At 66.2% G+C, this 21,140-nt stretch carries 21 protein-coding genes; 8 read left to right on the top strand and 13 right to left on the bottom strand.

Annotated features, from left to right (window positions below):
- Positions 1-19: 19 nt before the first annotated feature.
- From V6M63_RS02400 to V6M63_RS02385, 4 genes are all read right to left on the bottom strand, one after another.
- Positions 20-1,093 (bottom strand): patatin-like phospholipase family protein, encoded by a 1,074-nt coding sequence (locus V6M63_RS02400; protein WP_332739065.1) that lies wholly within the window; start codon positions 1,091-1,093, stop codon positions 20-22.
- Between the two features lie 27 nt (positions 1,094-1,120).
- The gene (locus V6M63_RS02395) at positions 1,121-1,972 is read right to left on the bottom strand and encodes an HDOD domain-containing protein (protein WP_056266209.1); all 852 of its coding nucleotides are present in this window, start codon (positions 1,970-1,972) and stop codon (positions 1,121-1,123) included.
- Between the two features lie 84 nt (positions 1,973-2,056).
- On the bottom strand, positions 2,057-2,884 hold the full coding sequence (locus V6M63_RS02390; RefSeq protein ID WP_332739062.1) for an HDOD domain-containing protein: 828 nt from the start codon (positions 2,882-2,884) through the stop codon (positions 2,057-2,059).
- 150 nt (positions 2,885-3,034) lie between these two features.
- Positions 3,035-5,446, bottom strand: a complete 2,412-nt coding sequence (locus tag V6M63_RS02385) for a Tex family protein (RefSeq protein ID WP_332739060.1) — start codon at positions 5,444-5,446, stop codon at positions 3,035-3,037.
- 296 nt (positions 5,447-5,742) lie between these two features.
- On the opposite strand from V6M63_RS02385, the gene V6M63_RS02380 reads away from it, so the two are divergent.
- From V6M63_RS02380 to V6M63_RS02350, 7 genes are all read left to right on the top strand, one after another.
- Positions 5,743-7,536: a sensor histidine kinase gene (locus V6M63_RS02380; RefSeq protein ID WP_332739058.1), complete on the top strand. Its 1,794-nt coding sequence runs from the start codon at positions 5,743-5,745 to the stop codon at positions 7,534-7,536.
- Positions 7,537-7,538: 2 nt separating this feature from the next.
- The gene (locus V6M63_RS02375) at positions 7,539-8,504 is read left to right on the top strand and encodes a response regulator (protein ID WP_332739056.1); all 966 of its coding nucleotides are present in this window, start codon (positions 7,539-7,541) and stop codon (positions 8,502-8,504) included.
- A gap of 66 nt (positions 8,505-8,570) precedes the next feature.
- The gene (locus tag V6M63_RS02370) at positions 8,571-9,626 is read left to right on the top strand and encodes a DUF72 domain-containing protein (RefSeq protein WP_332739054.1); all 1,056 of its coding nucleotides are present in this window, start codon (positions 8,571-8,573) and stop codon (positions 9,624-9,626) included.
- 83 nt (positions 9,627-9,709) lie between these two features.
- The gene (locus tag V6M63_RS02365; protein WP_332739053.1) at positions 9,710-10,828 is read left to right on the top strand and encodes a saccharopine dehydrogenase family protein; all 1,119 of its coding nucleotides are present in this window, start codon (positions 9,710-9,712) and stop codon (positions 10,826-10,828) included.
- The gene (locus V6M63_RS02360) at positions 10,815-11,198 is read left to right on the top strand and encodes a DoxX-like family protein (protein WP_332739051.1); all 384 of its coding nucleotides are present in this window, start codon (positions 10,815-10,817) and stop codon (positions 11,196-11,198) included. Before V6M63_RS02365 ends, V6M63_RS02360 begins: the two co-directional genes overlap by 14 nt.
- The gene (locus tag V6M63_RS02355) at positions 11,195-11,668 is read left to right on the top strand and encodes a DUF2269 family protein (protein WP_332739049.1); all 474 of its coding nucleotides are present in this window, start codon (positions 11,195-11,197) and stop codon (positions 11,666-11,668) included. Before V6M63_RS02360 ends, V6M63_RS02355 begins: the two co-directional genes overlap by 4 nt.
- Positions 11,669-11,673: 5 nt before the next feature.
- Entirely contained in the window at positions 11,674-12,171 is a 498-nt protein-coding gene (locus V6M63_RS02350; RefSeq protein WP_332739047.1) for a hypothetical protein, read from the top strand.
- Positions 12,172-12,289: 118 nt separating this feature from the next.
- On the opposite strand, the gene V6M63_RS02345 is transcribed toward V6M63_RS02350, so the two are convergent.
- Together V6M63_RS02345 and V6M63_RS02340 are read right to left on the bottom strand one after the other, a co-directional pair.
- Positions 12,290-13,669, bottom strand: a complete 1,380-nt coding sequence (locus V6M63_RS02345) for an MFS transporter (RefSeq protein ID WP_332739045.1) — start codon at positions 13,667-13,669, stop codon at positions 12,290-12,292.
- Positions 13,666-14,880 carry a multidrug effflux MFS transporter gene (locus V6M63_RS02340; protein ID WP_332739043.1) on the bottom strand — a complete coding sequence of 405 codons (1,215 nt, stop codon included), beginning with the start codon at positions 14,878-14,880 and terminating at the stop codon, positions 13,666-13,668. Before V6M63_RS02340 ends, V6M63_RS02345 begins: the two co-directional genes overlap by 4 nt.
- 133 nt (positions 14,881-15,013) lie before the next feature.
- Here V6M63_RS02340 and V6M63_RS02335 point away from each other — a divergent pair, with 133 nt between their 5' ends.
- Positions 15,014-16,804 carry a monovalent cation:proton antiporter-2 (CPA2) family protein gene (locus V6M63_RS02335; RefSeq protein WP_332739041.1) on the top strand — a complete coding sequence of 597 codons (1,791 nt, stop codon included), beginning with the start codon at positions 15,014-15,016 and terminating at the stop codon, positions 16,802-16,804.
- Positions 16,805-16,826: 22 nt separating this feature from the next.
- Here the strand turns inward: V6M63_RS02335 and V6M63_RS02330 are convergent, their stop codons facing one another.
- The 7 genes from V6M63_RS02330 to V6M63_RS02300 are packed head-to-tail and all read right to left on the bottom strand — an operon-like array spanning position 16,827 to position 21,129.
- Positions 16,827-16,955 (bottom strand): hypothetical protein, encoded by a 129-nt coding sequence (locus V6M63_RS02330; protein ID WP_332739039.1) that lies wholly within the window; start codon positions 16,953-16,955, stop codon positions 16,827-16,829.
- A 14-nt stretch (positions 16,956-16,969) separates the two neighbouring features.
- Positions 16,970-17,329 carry a VOC family protein gene (locus V6M63_RS02325; RefSeq protein ID WP_332739037.1) on the bottom strand — a complete coding sequence of 120 codons (360 nt, stop codon included), beginning with the start codon at positions 17,327-17,329 and terminating at the stop codon, positions 16,970-16,972.
- Positions 17,308-18,228 carry an AraC family transcriptional regulator gene (locus V6M63_RS02320; protein ID WP_332739035.1) on the bottom strand — a complete coding sequence of 307 codons (921 nt, stop codon included), beginning with the start codon at positions 18,226-18,228 and terminating at the stop codon, positions 17,308-17,310. Before V6M63_RS02320 ends, V6M63_RS02325 begins: the two co-directional genes overlap by 22 nt.
- The gene (locus V6M63_RS02315) at positions 18,225-18,785 is read right to left on the bottom strand and encodes a methylated-DNA--[protein]-cysteine S-methyltransferase (protein WP_332739033.1); all 561 of its coding nucleotides are present in this window, start codon (positions 18,783-18,785) and stop codon (positions 18,225-18,227) included. Before V6M63_RS02315 ends, V6M63_RS02320 begins: the two co-directional genes overlap by 4 nt.
- A 13-nt stretch (positions 18,786-18,798) precedes the next feature.
- The gene (locus V6M63_RS02310; RefSeq protein WP_332739032.1) at positions 18,799-19,704 is read right to left on the bottom strand and encodes an SDR family oxidoreductase; all 906 of its coding nucleotides are present in this window, start codon (positions 19,702-19,704) and stop codon (positions 18,799-18,801) included.
- Positions 19,705-19,735: 31 nt separating this feature from the next.
- Complete coding sequence (locus tag V6M63_RS02305) at positions 19,736-20,197, bottom strand: GNAT family N-acetyltransferase (RefSeq protein WP_332739030.1); 462 nt, start codon at positions 20,195-20,197, stop codon at positions 19,736-19,738.
- Complete coding sequence (locus V6M63_RS02300) at positions 20,194-21,129, bottom strand: glutathione S-transferase family protein (protein ID WP_332739028.1); 936 nt, start codon at positions 21,127-21,129, stop codon at positions 20,194-20,196. Before V6M63_RS02300 ends, V6M63_RS02305 begins: the two co-directional genes overlap by 4 nt.
- Between the last annotated feature and the right edge of the window lie 11 nt (positions 21,130-21,140).

The following is a 21,140-nucleotide window of genomic DNA, read 5'->3' as shown; positions in this document are numbered from 1 at the left end:
ATCCCCCTGCCCCGCTGCCTCAAAGCGGCAGCACCCGAGCCGGGTCGGGTCGCTCGAGCCACTGCGCGAACTCGTCGGCCAGTTGCTGGCTGGCGGAGGTCGCTGCATTCCAGGCCTTCATGCGTGCGGCGAGATCCGGCCCGTATCGGGTGAAGTCCAGGCGGTCCGGCAGCTTGGCGTTGGGCAGCGTCTTCACCCAGGCCGGATCGGGCGCGAGCACCAGCATGTTGTCCAGTGCCGCGCTGCTGCGGTGCCGGCCTTTCCAGGCCTTGTCCAGCCAACCCGGCACCACCGCCTGCTGGAAGTGGGGGTACAGCACGATCGGCGCCGTGGCGGGCGGTTGGTACTGCAGGTGCAGGTGGTAGTCGGTGATGCCACCGTCCCAATAGGCGCCGGGCGGAGCGCCCTCAATGCCATGCACCGGGCGCAGCACGAAGGGAATGGAACAGCTGGCCTGCAGCGCATCCATGAAGTTGGCTTCGCTCAGCGGCACCTGGCGGGTGCGGAAATCCTGCGTTGCAAACGGCAATTCGGTGGCCGTTGAGAACACCACCCGCTCCAGCCAGGCCCCCAGCGCCTTGCGGTGCAGCGCGTTGGTCGCGAACGCGCCCAGATAGCCCAAAGGTGTTCGCACGCGGCCCTCGCGGCCCAACACGTGGCGCCCGCGCGAGGTGACGATGTGGAGGTGGTAGCGCGGGTGGTTCAGCACCTCCGGAACACGTCCACCATAAAAGAGCTTCAGGCTGCCACCAAACTGCTCGCTGACCTGGTCAGGCGTCGGCCGCGTCTGACCTGCGGGCAAGGCGTAATGTTGTGCGATGTAGTCGCGCTCCAGCCGCTCGAAAGCCGCCACCGAGGCACCGAGGCAGGCCGTGGCCATGCGCCACGCACCGATGGAGGCGCCCACCAGATGCACGGGCTGGCTGCTGCGCGGCAGCCAGTGGCCAAACAGGAAACGGTCGAGGGAGCCCAGGATCAGGCCCTTGGGCCCACCGGCGGCGGCGGGGATCACACCCACGTGTTGTGGGTGCAAACCGTGTTGCTGGATGTGCTGGCGCGCGCGCGGGCCAGCGTAGAGGCGAAGGGCTTGCATGGGCTGCGATTGTGTCGCAGCACACCCTCACGACGTGACCTGGTCGCCCGGGGTTTCTTCGGCCTCGGTGATCTCGGTGTGACGGGAGATGGAGGGGATCTCTTCCGCCACCACGGTGTCGGGGTCGATACCCAGCACCAGGCCCACCGGGTCGGGGTAGGTGTTGATCAACAGTTCGGAGCGCATGGACTGCTCCTCGGCGCGGGCGCGCCAGGAACCGATGTGGATCACGCCGGCAATCGGCTCGTACACCTCGTTCTCGAACGGTGCCGTCTGGTGTTCGATGGCGTTGATCATGCGTTTGGGGAAATTCCACTCGCGTGCCAGGGCGGCACCCACCTCGGCGTAGCTGTAGCCAAACAGGCCACGCTCTGCCGCGGAGCGCTTGAGGTCGAGCATGGGCACGCTGCGGTCCAGATCGATCATGGCCTCGGGCATGCCCACGTGCATCACGAGCTCGCCGATGCCATGGATCAAGCCGGCGGTGAACGCCGTGTTCTCGTCGATCCGGATCGGCAACGCGATGTAGCGCGAGAGGTTGGCGGTGTTGAGGCTGTAGCGCCAGAACTGGTTGAGGTTGACGCCACCCACGGCGTGAAAGCCCTCGCCAAGCGAGGCGGCAATGACCAGCGCGCGCACCTTGATCAGGCCCAGCACCTGGATCGCTTCGCGGGCGCTGGACACCGAGCGGTGCAGGCCAAAGAAGGCCGAGTTCGCCGTCTTGAGCAACTTGGCGGTGAGCACCGGATCGTCTTCGATGTACGACGCAGCCTGCATCGCATCGACACTTTCCTGGTCGAAGGTCTCGATCAGTTTTCGCACCACCTTGGGGGCCGAGGGCAAGGCATCGGGCCGTTTCAGAAGCTTGTCGAGTTGCATGTCTTTTCCCCGCCTAAGGTGCCCACCCGAATGGGGTTTGCTGTACTTTTTATCGCCTCAAAGCCTTCGCACTTGAGGTCTTTTTCAGTCAAGGAATGCCCCCAGCGCCTGGCTGAACGACCACTCCGACGGATCCTTGCCCAGCACGCTGTCCAGATCGAGCCCGAGCGAGAGGCCCACCAGGTCCGGGAAGGTGGCGACCAGGCCGTTTTCGTCGAGCTGTATTTCCTCGGCGCGCGCGCGCCACGAGGCCAGGTGCAGCACACCACCCAGCGGGTCGTAGGACTCGCCTTCGAAGGGACTGATCTGGTTGTTCAGGGCCGCGACGATGACGGTGGGGAACTGCCATTTTTCAGCCATGCCGGCGCCCACCTGGGCATAGGTATAGCCAAACACCGACATCTCGGCCTGGGCGCGCTGCAAGTCCAGCGGCGGTGTGCCCATGTCCAGGGGCGCGATGAGATCGGGCATGGCGATGTGCATGATCAGGTCGCCGATGGCGTGGATCAGGCCGGCGGTGAAGGCATTGCTCTCGTGCTGGCGCAGCACGCCCGCCAGGGATTTGGAGATGTCGGCCACGCGCAGGCTGTAGCGCCAGAACTGCGGCAGGTTCACGCCCGGCACGTTCTTGAAACTGGACCCCAGGGCCGCGGCCATCACCAGCGAACGCACATGCGTCATGCCCAGCATCGCCACGGCTTCCTCGGCGCTGCCGATCTTGCGGCTGACCCGGAAAAAGGCCGAATTGGACAGGCGCAGCACCCGCGTGGTGAGCGAGGGGTCCTGGGAAATCAGGTCGGACACCCGCTTGGGGTTCGGGTCGTCCTTGTTCATCTCCGCCAGCAGGTCGGACACGGTGCGCGACATGGCCGGCAGCGCGCGGGGAAAGTTCAGCAGGGCTTCGAGTTGCATGGGATGAAGTCCGATGGAGACTTTGGGTCTTTGGGCGTGATGAAGGCATGTGAAGGCATGTCTTCTCCTGTATCGGCTCCACCGCCCCCAACTTGAGCCCTGGCCCACGCCCCCCGGCCGGTATTCACCCCGACCTTGCACCGGCCCTTGTCACCGCTTCGGGTCTTTGCCCGTGCCCTGGAGCCGGGCAAACGCCGAGGCCATGGCCGAGGGAGCCGCGGGCGCCGAGCCACCGGGGGCATGTCGCCCCTCCGGACGACCCGCGCGCACCGGCTCGAAGCGGTTGTCGCGCGGCCCCGCGCCCTGCCCTGCGCCGCGTCCTGGCGCCTCGCCCAGCTTCATCGACAGGCCGATGCGCTTGCGCGCCACATCCACTTCCATCACCTTGACCTTGACGATGTCGCCGGTCTTGACGATCTCGCGCGCGTCGTTGACGAACTTGTGCGCCAGTTGGCTCACGTGCACCAGCCCGTCCTGGTGCACGCCCAGGTCGATGAAGGCGCCGAACTGGGCCACGTTGCTCACCGTGCCTTCCAGGATCATGCCCTCGCGCAGGTCGCTGATGTCGTCCACGCCGTCGTTGAAGCGCGCCACCTGGAAGTCCGGGCGCGGGTCGCGACCGGGTTTCTCGAGCTCGCCGAGGATGTCCTTGACGGTGATCACGCCGAAACGCTCGTTGGCGAAGAGCTCGGGTCGCAGGGTCTTGAGCATGTCGGCGCGGCCCATGAGCTCGGCCACCGGCTTGCCCGTGGTCTTCATGATCTGTTCGACCACCGGGTAGGTCTCGGGGTGCACACCGGTCATGTCCAGCGGGTTGTCGCCACCGCGGATGCGCAGGAAGCCCGCGCTTTGTTCAAATGTCTTGGCACCCAGGCCGGCCACGTCCATGAGTTGCTGGCGGTTCTTGAAAGCCCCGTGCGCCTCGCGCCAGCGCACAACGGCCTTGGCCACGCTGCCCGACAGGCCCGACACCTTGGAGAGCAGCGGCACGCTGGCGGTGTTGAGGTCCACGCCCACGCCGTTCACGCAGTCCTCCACCACCGCGTCCAGCGTGCGGGCCAGTTCACTCTGGTTCACGTCGTGCTGGTACTGGCCCACGCCGATGCTCTTGGGATCGATCTTCACCAGTTCGGCCAGCGGGTCCTGCAGGCGGCGCGCGATGCTGGCCGCGCCGCGCAGGCTCACGTCCACGTCGGGCATCTCTTGCGAAGCGAATTCGCTCGCGGAATACACCGACGCGCCCGCCTCGCTCACCACCACCTTCTGCACCCCACCCTGCCCGGCCTTCTCCAGCAGCTTGATGAGGTCGGCGGCGAGCTTGTCGGTCTCGCGGCTCGCGGTGCCGTTGCCGATGGCGATCAGGTTCACACCGTGCTTGCGCGCGAGCTGTGCCAGCGTGTGCAGGGCTCCGTCCCAGTCGCGCCGGGGTTCGTGCGGGTACACCGTGGCGGTGTCCACCAGCTTGCCGGTGGCATCGACCACCGCCACCTTCACCCCGGTGCGGATGCCGGGGTCCAGGCCCATCACCACCTTGGGGCCGGCGGGTGCGGCCAGCAGCAGGTCGCGCAGGTTGTCGGCGAACACCTTGATCGCCACCGCCTCTGCGCTTTCGCGAAGGCGGGCGAACAGGTCGCGCTCGCTGGAGAGCGAGAGCTTCACGCGCCAGGTCCAGGCCACGCACTTGCGCAGCAGGTCGTCGGCCGCCCGGCCTTTGTGGCTCCAGCCCAGGTGCAGGGCGATGCGGCCTTCGGCCAGCGAAACCACGGGCGCGGCCTTGCTTGTGGTGGCGGGCGTCACCTCGGGTTCGGGCAGCACCAGCTTTGCGTCCAGGATCTCCAGCGAACGCCCGCGAAACACCGCCAGCGCGCGGTGCGAGGGCACGCGCGAAATGGGTTCGTCGTAGTCGAAGTAATCGCGAAACTTCGCCACCTCGGGCGCGTTTTCGTCTTTGCCGGCCACGAGCGTGCTCTTGAGCAGGCCTTCGGTCCAGAGCCATTCGCGCAGGTTCTGCAGGAGCGCGGCGTCTTCGGCCCAGCGCTCGCTCAGGATGTCGCGCACGCCGTCGAGCACGGCCGGCACGGTGGAGAAGTCGGCGCCGGGTTTGCCGTCGTCCAGCACCTCGGGCGGGCGCGTGAACGCCGCAGCCTCGGTGGCCGGGTCCAGCGTCGGATCGGCGAACAGTTGGTCGGCCAGGGGTTCGATGCCGAACTCCCGGGCGATGAGGCCCTTGGTTCGCCGACGTTGCTTGAACGGCAGGTAGAGGTCCTCCAGCTCCTGCTTGGTGGGCGCCAGCATCACCGCCGCGCGCAGTTCGGGCGTGAGCTTGCCTTGTTCATCGATGCTCTTGAGGATGGTCTCGCGGCGGCTTTCCAATTCGCGCAGGTAGTCCAGCCGGTAGGCCAGTTCTCGCAGCTGGATGTCGTCCAGCCCGCCGGTGGCTTCCTTGCGGTAGCGCGCGATGAAGGGCACCGTGGCCCCGCCGTCGATGAGGTCCACGGCGGCCTGGACCTGGTGAACGCCGACCCGGATTTCCTGCGCGATTTGCGCAACGATGTTCTGCATCTGTGGCTTTTCCCGCCTCTGCGGCGGATGTCTGAGGAGGTTGAAAAAGCGAGGGAGTTTGCCACATGCCGGCAACCTGATTTTTCATCAGGCGCGGCCGCCATCAGAGAACTTTTTTCTGATGCCGTCATGACTTTTATCACCAATGGATCCTGGTTCGAGCACGAAATACTTCCCTTGGAGTATGGGTCGTTTTCATACCCCTACCTAGTATCGCAGCCAGCCCGACAAGGCCATCAACATGCGGTCCCCTTGAATTGATGGCCTCGGTTTCCCATTCCTCCGCCGGAGATTCCATGAGCAACTATTTCCGCTTGACCCGCTACTTCACCGCCACCAGTCTGGTCGCCTTCGGTGTGGTCGCCGTCACCCTGATGTATTTCGAACATCGCCAGTCCACCTTTTTCCAGAAGGTGCAAACCGAGGGGGCGCAGACGCTGAGCGACATCCAGTCCGATTTCGTGACCCGAGCCGATGTCGTGGCGCGCCGCGACCTGCTCGCGGTGAACGAACAAGGGAACGTCAACCTGACGCGGCTCTTCTCCAACGCCTTGTGGGCGAGCGACCTCACGCCCTACCTGGCCGAGACCGGATCGGTCGACTTTGCGCATTGCAGGGCATTGGCCGATGTCGTGGACGCACAAGGCAAAGCGGTCGCCTCCCCTGAGAAGAAGGCCTGCTTCAAGGAGGCAGGCACCCGGCTTCAGACGCTGGCGAGTTTTGGCCCACTGGATGCGCGTGTGCGTGAGGCCATGCAAGGCAGCACCATCTTCAAGATCAAGGTGTACGACATGAACGGCATCACGGTCTATTCCACCGAGCTCGCTCAGATCGGTGAAGACAAATCAGACAGCGCCGGCTGGAAGGGTGCGGCGCGTGAGGGCAAGTCCATCAGCGAGCTCACCTTCCGCGACAAGTTCAGCGCTTTGCAAGGTGTGGTGGAAAACCGCGACCTGATCGCCAGCTACCTGCCCGTGATCGAGCCGGGAAGTCAAAACGTCGTGGGCGTGTTCGAGGTGTACGCCGACGTGACATCCTTCCTGGGTCAGATCAAGGCGACATCGAGCGAATTCAAGCAGGTCGCGCTGGCCAACCAGAGCCGCCTGGCCGAGCAGGCCGCCAGCAACCACCAGCAGGTGCAGAGCAGCTCCAACCAGCAGCTGGCCATCGTGGCAGGCCTGCTGGCCCTGCTGTATGTCGTTCTGTTGAGCATCGTGCGCCGTGCCCAGACCGTCATCGAGCGCCAGGCCCGTGAAAGCGACGCCACCCAGCAGCGCCTGGCCCAGTCGGAAAAGATGACGTCGCTGGGACAGATGGTGGCAGGCGTGGCGCACCAGCTCAACACGCCTCTGGCCTTCTCCAAAAACAACGTGCTCATGTCGATCCAGGCGCTGGATCAGCTGGAGGGCGCGGTGCATCGACAGATCCGTCATTCGATCTGCAGCGCCGACGTGGTGTCCAGCGGATCAGACGTCCTGATGGATCCCCAGGATGATGAGCACCAGGCGAGGGAACTTGCCTCCGCGATGCTGGAGGTGCGCGAAGCGCGCGAGATGCTCAGCGACGTGCTCATGGGCATGGAACAGATGAACGAACTGGTGGACAACCTGCGCAGCTTCACCCGTCTGGACCGTGCTCACACCGCGGAGGTCAACCTCAACAGCGCGCTGGGCAGCGTGTGCTACATCGCCAAGACGGTGATTTCGACCAAGATCACCCTGGAGCGGTCATTCAAACCCCTGCCTTCAATCAAATGCAATGTGTCGCAGCTCAACCAGGTGTTCCTCAACCTCATCAACAACGCGGCTCAGGCCATCCAGGGCGTGGGCACGATCACCGTATGCACCGAGGCCGACGCCAGTTTCATCACCGTGAGCATTCGCGACACGGGCGCCGGCATTCCAGCCCATGTGCTGCCCCGCATCTTCGAGGCGTACTTCACCACCAAACCCGACGGCGAGGGCACGGGCCTGGGTCTTGCGATCGCTCGCAACATCGTGGAAGAACACGGCGGCGACATCCAGGTCAGCAGCGACGTGGGACTGGGCACCGAGTTTCGGGTGCGGCTGCCCATCGACAAGGCGGCATGACCATGAGCAATGCTTCACTGCCCAGGGTGCTGTGCGTCGACGACGAGCCCGGTCTGCTGCGGTCCTTGCGCTGGCTCCTGCGCGGCCAATACGAGGTGGCCGTGGCGGGCAGCGGACTCGACGGGCTGGCCTTGCTGAGTGCCGAGCACTTCGACGTGGTCATCAGCGATCAGCGCATGCCGGGCATGACCGGTACCGAATTTCTGGAGCGGGCCAAGCGCGTGTCGCCGCGCAGCATCCGGCTCTTGCTCACGGGCTACTCCGACTTCAACGCCGTGCTGAGTTCGGTCAATGAGAGCGAGATCTTCCGCTTCATATCCAAACCCTGGGACAACCAGAAGCTGCTGGACACGGTCAGCGATGCCGCCAAGGTGGCCCGGATGACGCAGACGTCCTGGGTCGATTGCCAGGACAGCCTGGACGCCGACGGGTCAGACACCTTTCACGAGGGGGTGCTGGTGTTCGACAACGACAGCAAGGCTGCCGCTCAGTGGCAGGCCTCCGTCAAAACTGCGACCAACATCGTTTGCACCAGTGACATCGGGGAAGCGGTGAACCAGTTGACGCGACGGAAAATCGCCGTGCTGATCACCGACATCCAGGGCGCGCGCTCGCAACAGATGGACCTGATCCGGGCCATTCGCCGCAACCAACCCCAAGTGGTCGTGCTGGTCTACAGCCAGGAGCGCGACAGCGCAGTCATTGGTCGGCTGATCAACGAAGGCCAGATATACCGCTTCATTGCCAAACCCGCTGGCCCTGAGTACCTGAACCGCACGCTGCGATCCGCATTGACCCGCCACAGGCAACTGCTGGCGGTGCCTGAGCGCACCGCGCGACATCAGGCCCAGGTGTCGGACGATCTCGACTTTGAAATCGACTTTGCGTCGGCAGGGGGCCAGTTGCCACTGGCCATGCGAAGACCGCTCACGGGTGCGCGGAGCTGGCTGCAACGCCTGTTTCACTGAGCACGTCGGGCTACCATCGGTGCCATCCGGGTGGCGGTTTGGCCAGACCTCCGGCACCCGCGCACCATGCAAGACAACCTCTTCGGCGACTCACCCGCACCGCCCCCACCCGCTGCCCCACCCGCGCGCAAACAGCGAACGGGCGTCGGCGCCGCCCCGCCCGACGCGGCCCTGCAGGCGCTGGCTTCGGCCATGCCGCCGCGCCTGCGCCTGGGCACCTCGTCCTGGACCTACCCCGGCTGGGTCGGCCTGGTGTGGGATGGCGACTACCCCGATGCGCAACTCTCGAAAGAGGGATTGGCCGCCTACGCCCAACACCCCCTGATGCGCACCGTGAGCCTGGACCGCGGCTTCTACCGCCCGCTCACCGAAGGCCAGTACGCGCGCTACGCGGCACAGGTCCCTGACGATTTCCGCTTTGTGGTGAAAGCACCCAGCCACGTGACCGACGCCTTGGTGCGCGGCGAGGACGGCCGCGGCCGCCAACCCAACCCGGCCTTTCTGGACCCGGCCCTGGCCACGCAGGACTTCGTGGCGCCCGCGCTCGCAGGGTTGGGCCACAAGGTGGGTGCGCTGGTGTTCCAGCTCAGCCCGATGCCACGGCACCTGCTTCACAACCTGCCATTGGTGCTGCAGCGCCTGCGCAAGCTCCTGCTGGCCCAGCCACCACTTTCACCCATCGCGCCCGATGGTGTGCTGGCGGTGGAAGTGCGCGACCCGGAGTGGCTGGACGAACCCTTTGTGCACGAGCTCGCTGCCGTGCTGCGCGAGGCCGGCGCCACCTGGTGTCTCTGCCTGCACGCCAAGATGCCGCGGCTGGAGAAACAACTGCCTTTGTTGCGCGCGCTCTGGCCCGGCCCCATGGTCTGCCGCTGGAACCTGAACCCGCTGCACGGTGCCTATGGCTATGAAGACGCGCGCAAGGAATACAGCCCCTACGACCGCATCCACGACGTGGACGACGAGACCCGCGCACTGCTGGTGCGCACCATCGCCGGCGTGACCGGCGCCGGGCAGAACGCCTTTGTCACGATCAGCAACAAGGCCGAGGGTTGTGCGCCGCTGTCGGTGCGGGCGCTGGCCGAGGGACTGGCATGCAAGCGCCCGTCGATTTCATCGTGACACGCGGTAGCTAGCGCGTGGAGAGGCCAGACTTCCGGCACCGTCCAAGGGCGGTCAATGGGGTTTCCTGCAGAATCCACAAGATGAAAGTTTTAGTCCTCGGCGGCTACGGTAATTTCGGAGCTCGCATATGCCGCGCCCTCGCCTCAGATACGGACGTCGAACTGCTGGTAGCCGGTCGAGATGCGTCACGTGCACTGGCGCTGGCTCAGGAGTTTGGACCTCGAGCAACGGGGCTGGCACTGGATCAAAGTCAGAGCGACTTAGCGGAGCGGGTGGCGTCACTCGGTGTGGAGTTGGTCATCCATACCGCTGGCCCGTTTCAGGCTCAGAGCTACACAGTGGCCGCTGCAGCGGCCGCTGCGCGCGCGCACTACCTGGATCTTGCGGACGGTCGGCGCTTCGTCTGTGACTTCCCGATGGCTGTGAATGCAGCGTTCCGGCGTGCTGGGCGAACAGCTATCAGCGGTGCCAGCACGGTGCCTGCGCTCTCTTCTGCTGTGATTGACGCGTTATGCGCCGATTGGCAGCGCATCGACCGTATCGCAATCTGCATTGCTCCAGCACAGGCCGCTCCGCGGGGCGATGCAACGCTGGCTGGGGTGCTGAGCTACTGTGGGGAGAGTGTCTCAGTATGGCTGGATGGCCGCTGGCAGGTACGTCGGGGCTGGGGCGGTCTGCATGAAGAACACTTTGCCCGACTGCGTTCCCGCAAAAGCGCCTTGTGCGATATCCCCGATCTTGAGCTGTTCCCGAGCCGCTACGCTGTTCGCGACCGGGTGGTATTTCGCGCAGCAGTCGAGGTCGGCCTTTCGCAGCGCATCCTGGCCTTGCTGGCTGCAATGCGTGCCGTCCGGATCATTCCACCACCTTCGCGCTGGGCGCGCGCTCTGAACAGGGCGGGAACGCTGTTCGACTATTTCGGTTCGGGGTTGGGCGGCATGGTGGTGCGGATATCCGGCTGTGATGGTCAGGGCCGCGACACTTCAGCTGCATGGCACATCGCCGCCGACAACGGTCACGGCCCGGAAATTCCGTGCATGGCTGCCATCTTGCTCACCCGTCGGCTAGCACGTGGCTCGCCGCTGCCAGTAGGCGCATTCACGGCAGCGGGCCAATTGACCCTTGCGGATTTCGAGCCAGAGTTTGCACGCTGGCACATGCAGACAGATATTGAAGTTTCCAGACATGCCGTCGCCTGAACGATCGACTTCGATGGGTGTGTTGCGGGGGGGGCTCGTCTTTGTCTGGCTAGCCACGGCCGTCGTCAGCGTGGTGGAGCTGGAAGGGCAGTCATCCGAGTTGCTCAAGCAGGCAGGGTGGTCCGATCCCCTCGCCATTCGGGTGGCGATTCTGGTGGGTGCCGGCGTTGATCTGGTGCTGGGCCTGGGCATGGCACTGCGGCCGGGGCGAGGCATTTACCTGATGGCTTTGGCCATGATGGTGCTCATGACCGTCGCAGCTACCGTGTTGACACCGACGCTGTGGCTTCATCCCTTGGGGCCGCTGACCAAGAACATTCCCCTGGCGGCTTGCCTCTGGGAGTTGCTGCGCGAAGAGAGGCGAAAATGAGCGTCTACCTGTTGGTCAAATGGCTGCATGTGCTCTCCAGCGTGGTGCTGGTGGGTACCGGATTCGGCTCGGCCTTCTATATGTTCTTTGGCAATCGAAGCGGCAGTGTTGCGGCGCAGGCTGTCATCAGTCGGCTGGTCGTCCGCGCCGACTGGTGGTTCACGACACCCGCGGCCATTTTTCAGCTGCTATCAGGCATGTGGCTGGCCCATGCAGCGGGCTGGCCGCTGTCCACACCTTGGCTGGCGCTGTCTATCTCGCTGTACTTGCTGGCCGGTGCCTGCTGGTTACCCGTCGTCTGGCTCCAGGTGCGGATGGCCCGCATGGCCAATGCCGCCGCACGTGACGGCGTTGAACTGCCGCCAGAGTTCCACCGATATCGCCGCTGGTGGGAGGGCCTGGGCTATCCCGCGTTTTTCGCCATGTTGGTGGTGTTCTATCTGATGGTTGCCAAGCCGGCCTGGCCCTGAGTCCCATGGCACACCGCAAGCTTGAGTTCACCATGCCCGTACCCGCCAGGGTGGTGTTCGACGCGTTTCACTACCATCAGTGGCGCGTCCATTGGGATTCCCTGGTGTCTCAGACGCGGGTAACGGATGGATCGCCATGCCCAAGCGTGGGTGCTGTCAGCGAGAATACCGGTGGCGGGCTGTTGCGCACGCTTTCGATGACCACTCGATTCGTCACCTACGACCCGCCAAGGCTCGCAGCCGCCACCATGGTCGGTACATCCTTTCCCTTCTCCCGCTGGGCCGCGTCCATGCGCCACGTTGACCTGGGAGATGAACGCTCCCTGTTGATCTATACCTACGCGTTCGCCGTTGCACCAACTGCCTTGGCATGGTTGCTGGAGCCAGTGGTAGACCGGGTTTTCTTGGAAGCAACGGAGAAGCGCTTCAAGCGACTGCAAACCTTTCTGGAAACCAAGGGTCAGGATGTACAGGTCTGGCAAGAATGTCGCAGGGGACAGTAGGCGACGGGCGGCGGCGGATTCAACCGGCCGATCGCCGACACCGTAGTCGAAGCAAGATCACGCTCAATAACCGTGTAGGCACCTCAGTCAGTCGCAACGACTTTGGCCGCGGACAGCCTCAGTGCCGAACGCGCAGCGAGCTGCTCACTCCCGCGAGCAAGGCACAACCCGCCGCCAGGCACAGAGCGATGGTCTCGCCTCGCCCGTCGTGCTGGTCCCACACCGCGTAGATCGCCGCCAGCATCACCGCCCCGAAGGTCTGCCCCGTGAGCCGCGCCGTGCCCAGCATGCCGCTGGCCGCGCCGCTGCGGTGCAGCGGCGCGGTGGTCACGATGGTGTGGTTGTTGGGTGACTGGAACAGCGCGAAGCCCGCGCCGCACAGCGCCAGGCGCCAGCCCATGTCCAGAACGGTGGTCTGTTCGGGCCGCAGGCCCACCAGCAGCAGGCCAGTGGCGAACACCACCATGCCGATGCCCCCCAGCCAGCCCGCGGGATAGCGCCCGATCAGGCGCCCCGCGACCGGCGCCACCAGCACGGTGGCCAGCGGCCAGGCCGTCATGATCAGGCCGGCCTCCATGTGCGTGCGGCCCTGAACTTCGAGCAACAGAAAAGGCAGGCTCAGAAAGGCCAGCATCTGCGCACAGAACGCGCCCAGCGACGAACCCATGGACAGCGCGAACACGGGGATGCGCAGCAGGTCCAGCGGGAACAGCGGTGCCGTCAGGTGCCACTGCCGGCGGAGGTACACCACGCCCACCGCCACCCCCGCGGCGAGCAAGGTCCAGCCCAGGGGTGATGCGCTGTGGGCCGCCTCGCCGCGCACGCCCAGCTGCTCCGCACCGATGAACACCAGCGTGAACATGAGCACGTTGAGCAGCACATCGATGAGCGAGAACTGCGGCGCCGCCTCGGTGCGCGGCGGGTTGGTGGGCAGCGCGCGGCGACCCATCCAGAGCGTGAGCAGGCCCAGCGGCACGTTGAGCGCGAACAGCCACGGCCACGACGCCACCGAGAGAATGGCTGCGGCCACCGCTGGCCCGGCCATGGTCGAGGTGGCGACCACCATGGAGTTGATCGCGATGCCGCGCCCCAGCCGAGCGCTTGGATAGATCAGGCGGACCAGCGCGGTGTTCACGGCCATGATGCCGGCCGCGCCCAGGCCCTGCAGCGCGCGCGCCGCCGTGAGCATGGGCAGTGAGGTCGCGAGCATGGCCACGATGGACGACAACACGAACAGCGACATGCCCACCAGATAGACGCGCCGGTAGCCCAGGCGGTCGCCCAGCGCGGCCAGCGGCAGCAGCATCACCAATGAAGCTATCTGGTAGGCATTGACCACCCAGATGGCCTGCGAGGCGCCCGCATTCAGTTCGCGCGCAATGCCTGGCAGTGCCAGGTTGACGATGCTGCCGTCCATCACCGCCATCGCGATGCCCAGCACGATGACCAGCACAGCCCGGCCGCGCTGGGGTTGAGGCAGGCCGTCGCGCTGCGTCACCCCTGTGCCTCGGGCGCCAGGTGGTTTTGCGAATCACCGCCCAGCGTTGCCCAGGTGAGCGCCACACCGATGAGCGCGCCCGAAGCCATGCCCACCACCATGGGCATGGGCTTGCCGTTGGCAAACAGGCTCACGATGGCCATGGCGGCCGCGCCGCCCAGCATCTGCAGCGTGCCCAGCAGCGCCGAAGCGGTGCCGGCAATGGCGCCGTGTTTTTCCAGCGCCAGCACCGAGGTGGTGGGGATCACCAGGCCCATGAAGGCGCTGGCCACGAAGTACAGCGCGATCAGCACCGCGAGTTGGTCGCCCCCGGCGAGGTAGTACACCAGCAGCACCGACATGGTCAGGCCCGAGGCGCTGGCCGCAGCCTTCACCAGGCGCCCCAGGCCAAACCGGTGACCCAGCAGGCCGGTGAACTGCGAAGCGCCGATGAAGGCGATGGCGTTGAAAGAGAACGCCAGGCTGTACTGCACGGGCGTGAGGCCGTAGTGGTTGATGAGCACGAAGGGCGAGCCCGCCAGGTAGACGAAGAAGCCGGCCATGGCGGTGGCACCGATGCCCACCAGACCCAGGTAATGCCAGTCGCGCAGCAGCAAACCATAAGCGCGCAAGGCGCTGCCCAGGCTGCTCTCCACGCGGTCGGCGGCACTGCGGGTTTCCTGCAGCGCACCGTAGACCAGCGCGAGGCCCGCCACCGAGGCCAGGGCCACGGCCCAGAACACGCCGCGCCAGCCGGTGAGCGCGATCACGCCGCTGCCCGCCAGCGGCGCCAGGATGGGCGAGACACTGAACACCAGCATCAGCAGCGACATCAGGCGCGCGGCGTCGGTGCCGGTGTGCAGGTCGCGCACCACGGCGCGCGGGATCGCCATGCCGGCGGCCGCGCCCAGGCCCTGCAGGAATCGCAGCGCCACCAGGGTCTGAATGTCGGTGGCCAGCGCACAGCCGATGCTGGCCAGCGTGAACAGGCCCAGGCCGAAGTACAGCGGCGGCTTGCGTCCCACCATGTCGGACACGGGCCCGTAGAGCAACTGGCCCACACCGAGCGCGAGAAAGAAGGCGGTCAGGCTGAACTGCACGGGACCCACCTCGGCGCCCAGACTGCGGCCGATGTCGGGCAATGCCGGCAGGTACATGTCGATGGCGAAGGGGCCGATGGCGGAGAGCAGGCCCAGGATCAGGGCCATCTTGAGGTAACGGGTGAAGAACATAGCGCCCCATTGTCCTTGCCGCGCGATGGCATTGCCTCGGCGAGGTCGATTCGCTCTGGTGTATGCACGGCTCGCGTGCGTCACAATTTCGCCTTCCACCGATCCGCCCACCCCACCCACCCGGAGTTCTCCCATGGCCGTTGAAGGCAGCGCAGGCGATCTGCTCAAAGTCGTGACCTTGCTGGGCGCAGCGGTCGTTGCCGTGCCCTTGTTCAAGCGGCTCGGCCTGGGCTCGGTGCTCGGGTATCTGGCCGCCGGCCTGGCCATCGGGCCGTTCGGCATGGGCCTGATCAGCGACCCGGCCACCATCCTGCACACGGCCGAACTGGGCGTGGTCATGTACCTCTTCGTCATCGGGCTGGAGATGCAGCCCTCGCACCTGTGGAGCCTGCGCCGCGCGATCTTCGGCCTGGGCAGCCTGCAGGTGGTGGTGTGCGGCCTGCTGCTCACCGGCGTGGGCCTGGCCTTCGGTTTTCCGCTGGGCGTGTCCTTCGTGAGCGCCATGGGTTTCGTGCTCACCTCCACCGCCGTGGTGATGCAGCTGCTGGGCGAACGTGGCGACATGGCCCAGCCACGCGGGCAGAAGATCGTCGCCATCCTGCTGTTTGAAGACCTGCTGATCGTGCCGCTGCTGGCCGTGGTGACCTTCATGGCGCCGCCCGACCTGGCGGGCACCGCGGCCGCCACGTCGTCGCGCTGGGGCAGCATCGGCCTGGCGCTGGGATCGCTGGTGGCGCTGGTGGCTGCTGGCGTGTGGCTGCTCAACCCCTTGTTCCGCGTGCTGGCCAACGCCAAGGCGCGCGAAGTGATGACCGCCGCCGCGCTGCTGGTGGTGCTGGGCGCGGCCCTGCTCATGCAGGTGGGGGGCCTGTCCATGGCCATGGGCGCCTTCCTGGCCGGTGTGCTGCTGTCCGAATCCACCTTCCGCCACCAGCTGGAGGCCGACATCGAGCCCTTCCGCGGTCTGCTGCTCGGCCTGTTCTTCCTGAGCGTGGGCATGTCGCTCGATCTGGCCGCTGTGGCCAGCAACTGGCCCATCATCGTGGCAGGCGTGGTGGCCATGATGGTGGTCAAGGCGCTGTGCATCTACGGCGTGGCGCGCTTCGCGAAAAGCTCGCATGCCGACGCGCTGGACCGCGCCGTGCTGATGGCGCAGGGCGGTGAATTTGCCTTCGTGCTGTTCGCGGCGGCACTCGGCGCGAAAGTGATCGACCCGGTGGTCAACGCCAACATGACCGCCATCGTGGTGCTCTCGATGGCGCTCACCCCGCTGGTGGTGCTGGTGCACCGGCGCCTGGCCAACAAGCCCGGTGTGTCCATGGACGGCATCGAGGCTGTCAACGGTCAGGCCGCCAGCGTGCTGGTGGTCGGCTTCGGCCGCTTCGGGCAGATTGCCAGCCAGGGCGTGATCGCGCGTGGCGCCAGCATCACCATCATCGACAACAACGTGCAGATGATCCGCGACGCCGAGGCCTACGGCTTCAAGGTGTACTACGGCGACGGCTGCCGTGCCGACGTGCTGCACGCGGCTGGCGCGCACTCGGCCAGCGCCATCCTGGTGTGTGTGGACAACAAGGAAGCCGCCACGCGCCTCGCCGAACTGGCCCAAACCGAGTTTCCCCAGGCCGAACTGCTGGTGCGGGCCTTCGACCGCGAACACGTGCTGGAACTGCGCAAAAAGGCCGACGTGGATTACCTGGTGCGCGAGACCTTCGAGTCCGCCATGGCCATGGGCCGCCAGGCCATCTTGACGCTGGGCGCCGCCGAAGAAGAAGCCGACGAGGTGATGGAACACCTGCGCCGGCGCGACGCCGAGCGCATGGACATGGAAGCGGCCGGTGGCATCTTTGCCGGACGCGCACTGGTGCTGGGCAACCAGGTGAAAAAGGCCGCCGCACACCACGCAGCGCAAGACCCCGCCTGAAGAATTCAGGCAAGGTCTGGCTTCAATTTCCGCTCTGCACCGGCAACGCCTTTTCGCCTTCTTCCAGGTGCACGGCATTGAAGTTGCGCAGCGCGTACCAGACCCGGTCCAGGCCCGATTCAATGACGATTTCCTTCTGGATGGTGGCCATGACGCTTCTCCTGTTCAGGGGCAGACGGCTTCGACGTTGTTGCCGTCGGGGTCGATCAGGAAGGCCGCGTAGTAGGTCGGGCTGTAGTCGGGGCGGGGGCCTGGGCCGCCATTGTCCTGGGCGCCCGCCTTCAGGCCCTCCTTGTAGAACGCGTCCACCGCCTTGTGGTCGGTGGCGCGCAACGCAATGTGCGTGCCCGGGCCTTGGGCGCCCTGGGCCGCGTAGAGCCACAGCGCGGGTGCACCTTTCGGGCCCAGGCCGGCGCAGGTGTCGTCGTGGGATCCCAGCACGTGGCCGAGGGGTGCGAGCGCGGCTTCGTAGAAGCGGCGGCTGGTGGCGAGGTCTTTGACTTTCAGTCCGATGTGGTCGTACATGGTGATGACTTCCTGCTGGATGGGTGGATCAGGCGGTCATCTTCGATCAGGGACGTCACACGGTCTTGGAGAATCTTGCGGTCTTGCTTCGGGCCGGTTCGGGCGGCTTGGCGAAAGCCGCGCGGCGACACGCCGGCCGCGCGGTGGAAGGTGCGCACGAAGTTGCTGAGGTCGGCAAAGCCCACCGCCAGGGCCACGTCGGTCACCGCTTGCTCGCTGTCGGCCAGCAGCCACGCCGCGTGGCGCAGCCGCGAACGCACCAGGTACTGGTGCGGCGTGACGCCGAGCACGCGCGAGAACAGCCGCAGGAAATGGAACGGGCTCAGGGCCACTTCGCCAGCGGCCCGGTCCAGGTCGATGTCTTCGTGCGAATGGGCGGCAATCCACATCGCCGCCTCCACGGCACGGCGGCGGTCGCGCTCGGTCGTGGTCTGCGGCGCGAGGGTGCGGCCCGTCACGACGTCCACGAAACGGGACGCGAACCACAGGCCCACTTCGTCCAGACCGGCATCGCTGCGGCCATTGGCCACCGACTGCGCGAGTTCGCCCAGCACCATGAGTTCGGGCAGCGGCGGCAGGCCGCCGGTGCGCCAGGTGCCTTTGTCGCCGCCGACCAGATCCACGAAACCGGGCGAGAGGTGAAAGGCCAGGCATTCGTCGCCGCAGACGTGGTGGTCGTGCGTGCACATGAACTCGTCACCCGGGTGGCCCACCAGCACCGAGCCGGCCACCAGTTCATACGACGCGCCCCGCACCCGGTAGCCAAAGGTTCCCTTTCGCACGTAGGAGACCGAGTGGCCTGTGTGCACCTCGGTGAACGGCTTCTCGGCCGGGCCGGCGCTGCAGCGGTAGTCCACCACCCGGATGGCGCCCGACAGCAGTTCGGTGCCGGTGATCATCTGCCGTCTCCGTCGAACAGGCCGGGCTCACCACCGATTTGCGCACATTCGATCTGCAGCATGCGCAGCTTGGTGGCCACGCCGCCGGCGGCGGAAAAACCGCCCGAGCGGCTGCGCGCCGCGAGCACGCGGTGACAGGGAACGATGGGGGCAAAGGGGTTGTGGCCCAGGGCCTGCCCCACGGCACGGGCCAGGCCGGCATCGCCCAGGGCCTGCGCCATCTCGCCGTAGGTGCGGGTCTGGCCGGGGGGTATGGCGCGGGCCATCGCATACACCTCGCGCTGGAACGGCGTGAGGCGGCTCATGTCGAGTTCGATCTCGCGCAGATCGCTGCGCGAGCGGCCCTCCAGCAAAGCCTGAACACCCGCCATGGCCGCCTGCACCGGTGCCGGCGGCTGGTCCACCGCGGGCAGCGGCGGGAAACCCTTCAGCAGCCGCGCACGGGTGCGCTCCGCGTTGGCCTCGGGCAGTTGCACCGCCAGCACCCCCGCCGCGCCCCAGGCGATGCCGCAGACACCGATGGCGGTGTCGAACAGGGTGTGGCCGCCCTCGCCCATCGCTGTCTCACATTCAGACGGCGCGCAGCGCCGCGCGCAAACCCACGCCGATCTCCGGGCGCTCGAGGAAGGGGTCGGCCGGGTTGGTCTGGTTGACGATGCCCTCCATGCGCGCGCGCACATTGCCCAGCGCGCGTGGGTGGCTGAAGATGTAGAAGCGGTCGGCCGTGATGGCGTCGAACACCAGCTGCGCCACCTCGGCCGCCGTGACCTTGCCCGAGCCAACCGCCTTGTCGCTCATGGCCTGGCCGATCAGCTGGCTTTGCGTGGCCTTCTCGTCGGCCAGCTCGGCGGGCTTGTTGCGGTGGCTCTGGCTGATGCCGGTGGGCACGAAGTACGGACAGAGCACGCTGGCGCTGACCTGGTCGCTCACCAGCTTCAGGTCCTGGTAGAGCGTTTCGGTGAGGCTCACCACAGCGTGTTTGCTCACGTTGTAGATGCCCATGTTGGGTGGCGTGAGCAGGCCGGCCATGCTCGCGGTGTTCACGATGTGGCCGCGCCAGCTGGGGTCCTTCCTGGCGGCGGCGAGCATCATGGGCGTGAACAGGCGCACGCCGTGCACCACGCCCCAGAGGTTCACGCCCAGCACCCACTCCCAGTCCTTCACCGAGTTCTCCCAGATCAGGCCGCCCGAGCCCACGCCCGCGTTGTTGAACACAAAGTGCGGCGCACCGAAGGTCTTCTCGACGTCGGCGGCCAGCGCCTCCATCTGTTCCTGGCTGGACACGTCGACCTTGCGCGACAGCACCTTCGCGCCAGTGGCCTCGATCTCGGCCGTGGCCTTGTCCAGCGCGTCCTGCTGCACGTCCACCAGCACCAGGTTCATGCCGAGCTTGGCGCCGATGCGTGCGCATTCCAGGCCGAAGCCCGAACCGGCGCCGGTGAGCACCGCGGTTTTGCCTTTGAAGTCCTGAATCATCCGTGTCTCCTGTTTGTAGATAAGAAAAAGCTCAGGCGGCCCTCACCATCTCGATGTGGTCGATGCCGTCTTCGATGTAGATCGGTCCGTCGGGTACGAAGCCGTGCTGGCGGTAAAAGGCCTCCAGGCGTGCCTGCGCGCCGATGCGGATGGGCTGCACACCCCACAGGCCGTGCAGGGCCTGCACCGCTTCGCGCACCAGCACATGGCCCAGGCCACCACCGCGCGCCGCCGGCAGCGTGACCACGCGGCCGATGCTGGCCTCGGTGAACTTCAGGCCAGCCGGCACCAGGCGTGCGTAGGCCACCAAGGCCGGGCCCGCCGTTTCGCCCAGCAGGTGGAAGCACTGCGCATCGGCGCCGTCCATGTCCTGGAACACGCAGTTCTGTTCCATCACGAAGACCTCGGTGCGCAGTTGCAGCAGGGCATAGAGCGTGCGGGCATGCAGGGCATCAAAAGGCAGGCAGCGCCAGGTCAGCGAGGTCGAATTCAAGCGCGCACTTCCCTCAGCACAAAACCGATGCGCGGAAAGTGCACGTGCAGCAGACCAGCGCGTTCATCGGTGCGCTCCAGCGTGTACCGCGTGCGCGTGGCCGCACGCAGGATGCCTTCGGTGGGTTCCTGGCCGAAGGCCTCGGCGTTGATGGTCACGCGGCTGCCCAGCGCAATGCCGTGGTCGTCCTGGAAAGTGTCGTCGGTGTGCGGCGCGGGCTGCGCGGCGGCCGCGATGGCGATGGCATCCGCCGACGTGAGTTTGCTGAAGCTGCCATGGCCGATCGCGGCCATGCGGTCCATCCATTCGATGACGTGTGGTGTGGCGTCCAGGATATCGGCCATGGGGGGGTTGACCACACGGCTGAACCACAGCGGGTGGTAGGCCGCGAAGTCGGCCACGCAGGGCGCGTCGCCCAGCAGGTAGGGGTGCATTTCCACCATGGTCGAGAGGCGGCGCAGGTAGCTCTTGCAGGCGGAAGTCGCGTCCCCCGCGCGCAGGCTGGTCATGCCGCCACGCATGGCGCCACGGTCGGCAGCAAAGGCCTGGGCCGCTTCCGGCGGCTGGCCGGCAAACATCGCTGCCGCGCCCTTGGGGCTGAGGCTGTAGCCCATGGCGGCCCAGAACAGCGTGCTGTCGGCCCACTGGGACAAGACGCGCGCCATGCCCTTGAGGTGCTCGGGGTACAGGGTGGGCTCGGGCTCGCGGTGTTCGAGCACGTCGCAGATGAGCGCGGTGTCGCAATAGATGTCGGCGCCGATCTGCAGAAACGGCGTGCGGCGGTAGCCACCGGTGAGGGCGATCACGTCGGGCTTGGGCATGATGCGCGGGATGTTCACGCTCTGCCACGCCAGCTTCTTGTGTCCCAGAATCAGGCGCACCTTCTCCGAAAACGGTGACGTGGGGTAGTGGTGCAGGATCAGGTCGGACATGGTGTCTCCGG

It is taken from the genome of Hydrogenophaga sp. (assembly GCF_036675665.1).
Taxonomy (GTDB): Bacteria; Pseudomonadota; Gammaproteobacteria; order Burkholderiales; family Burkholderiaceae_C; genus Hydrogenophaga.
This window is presented reverse-complemented; position numbering and strand designations above follow the sequence as displayed.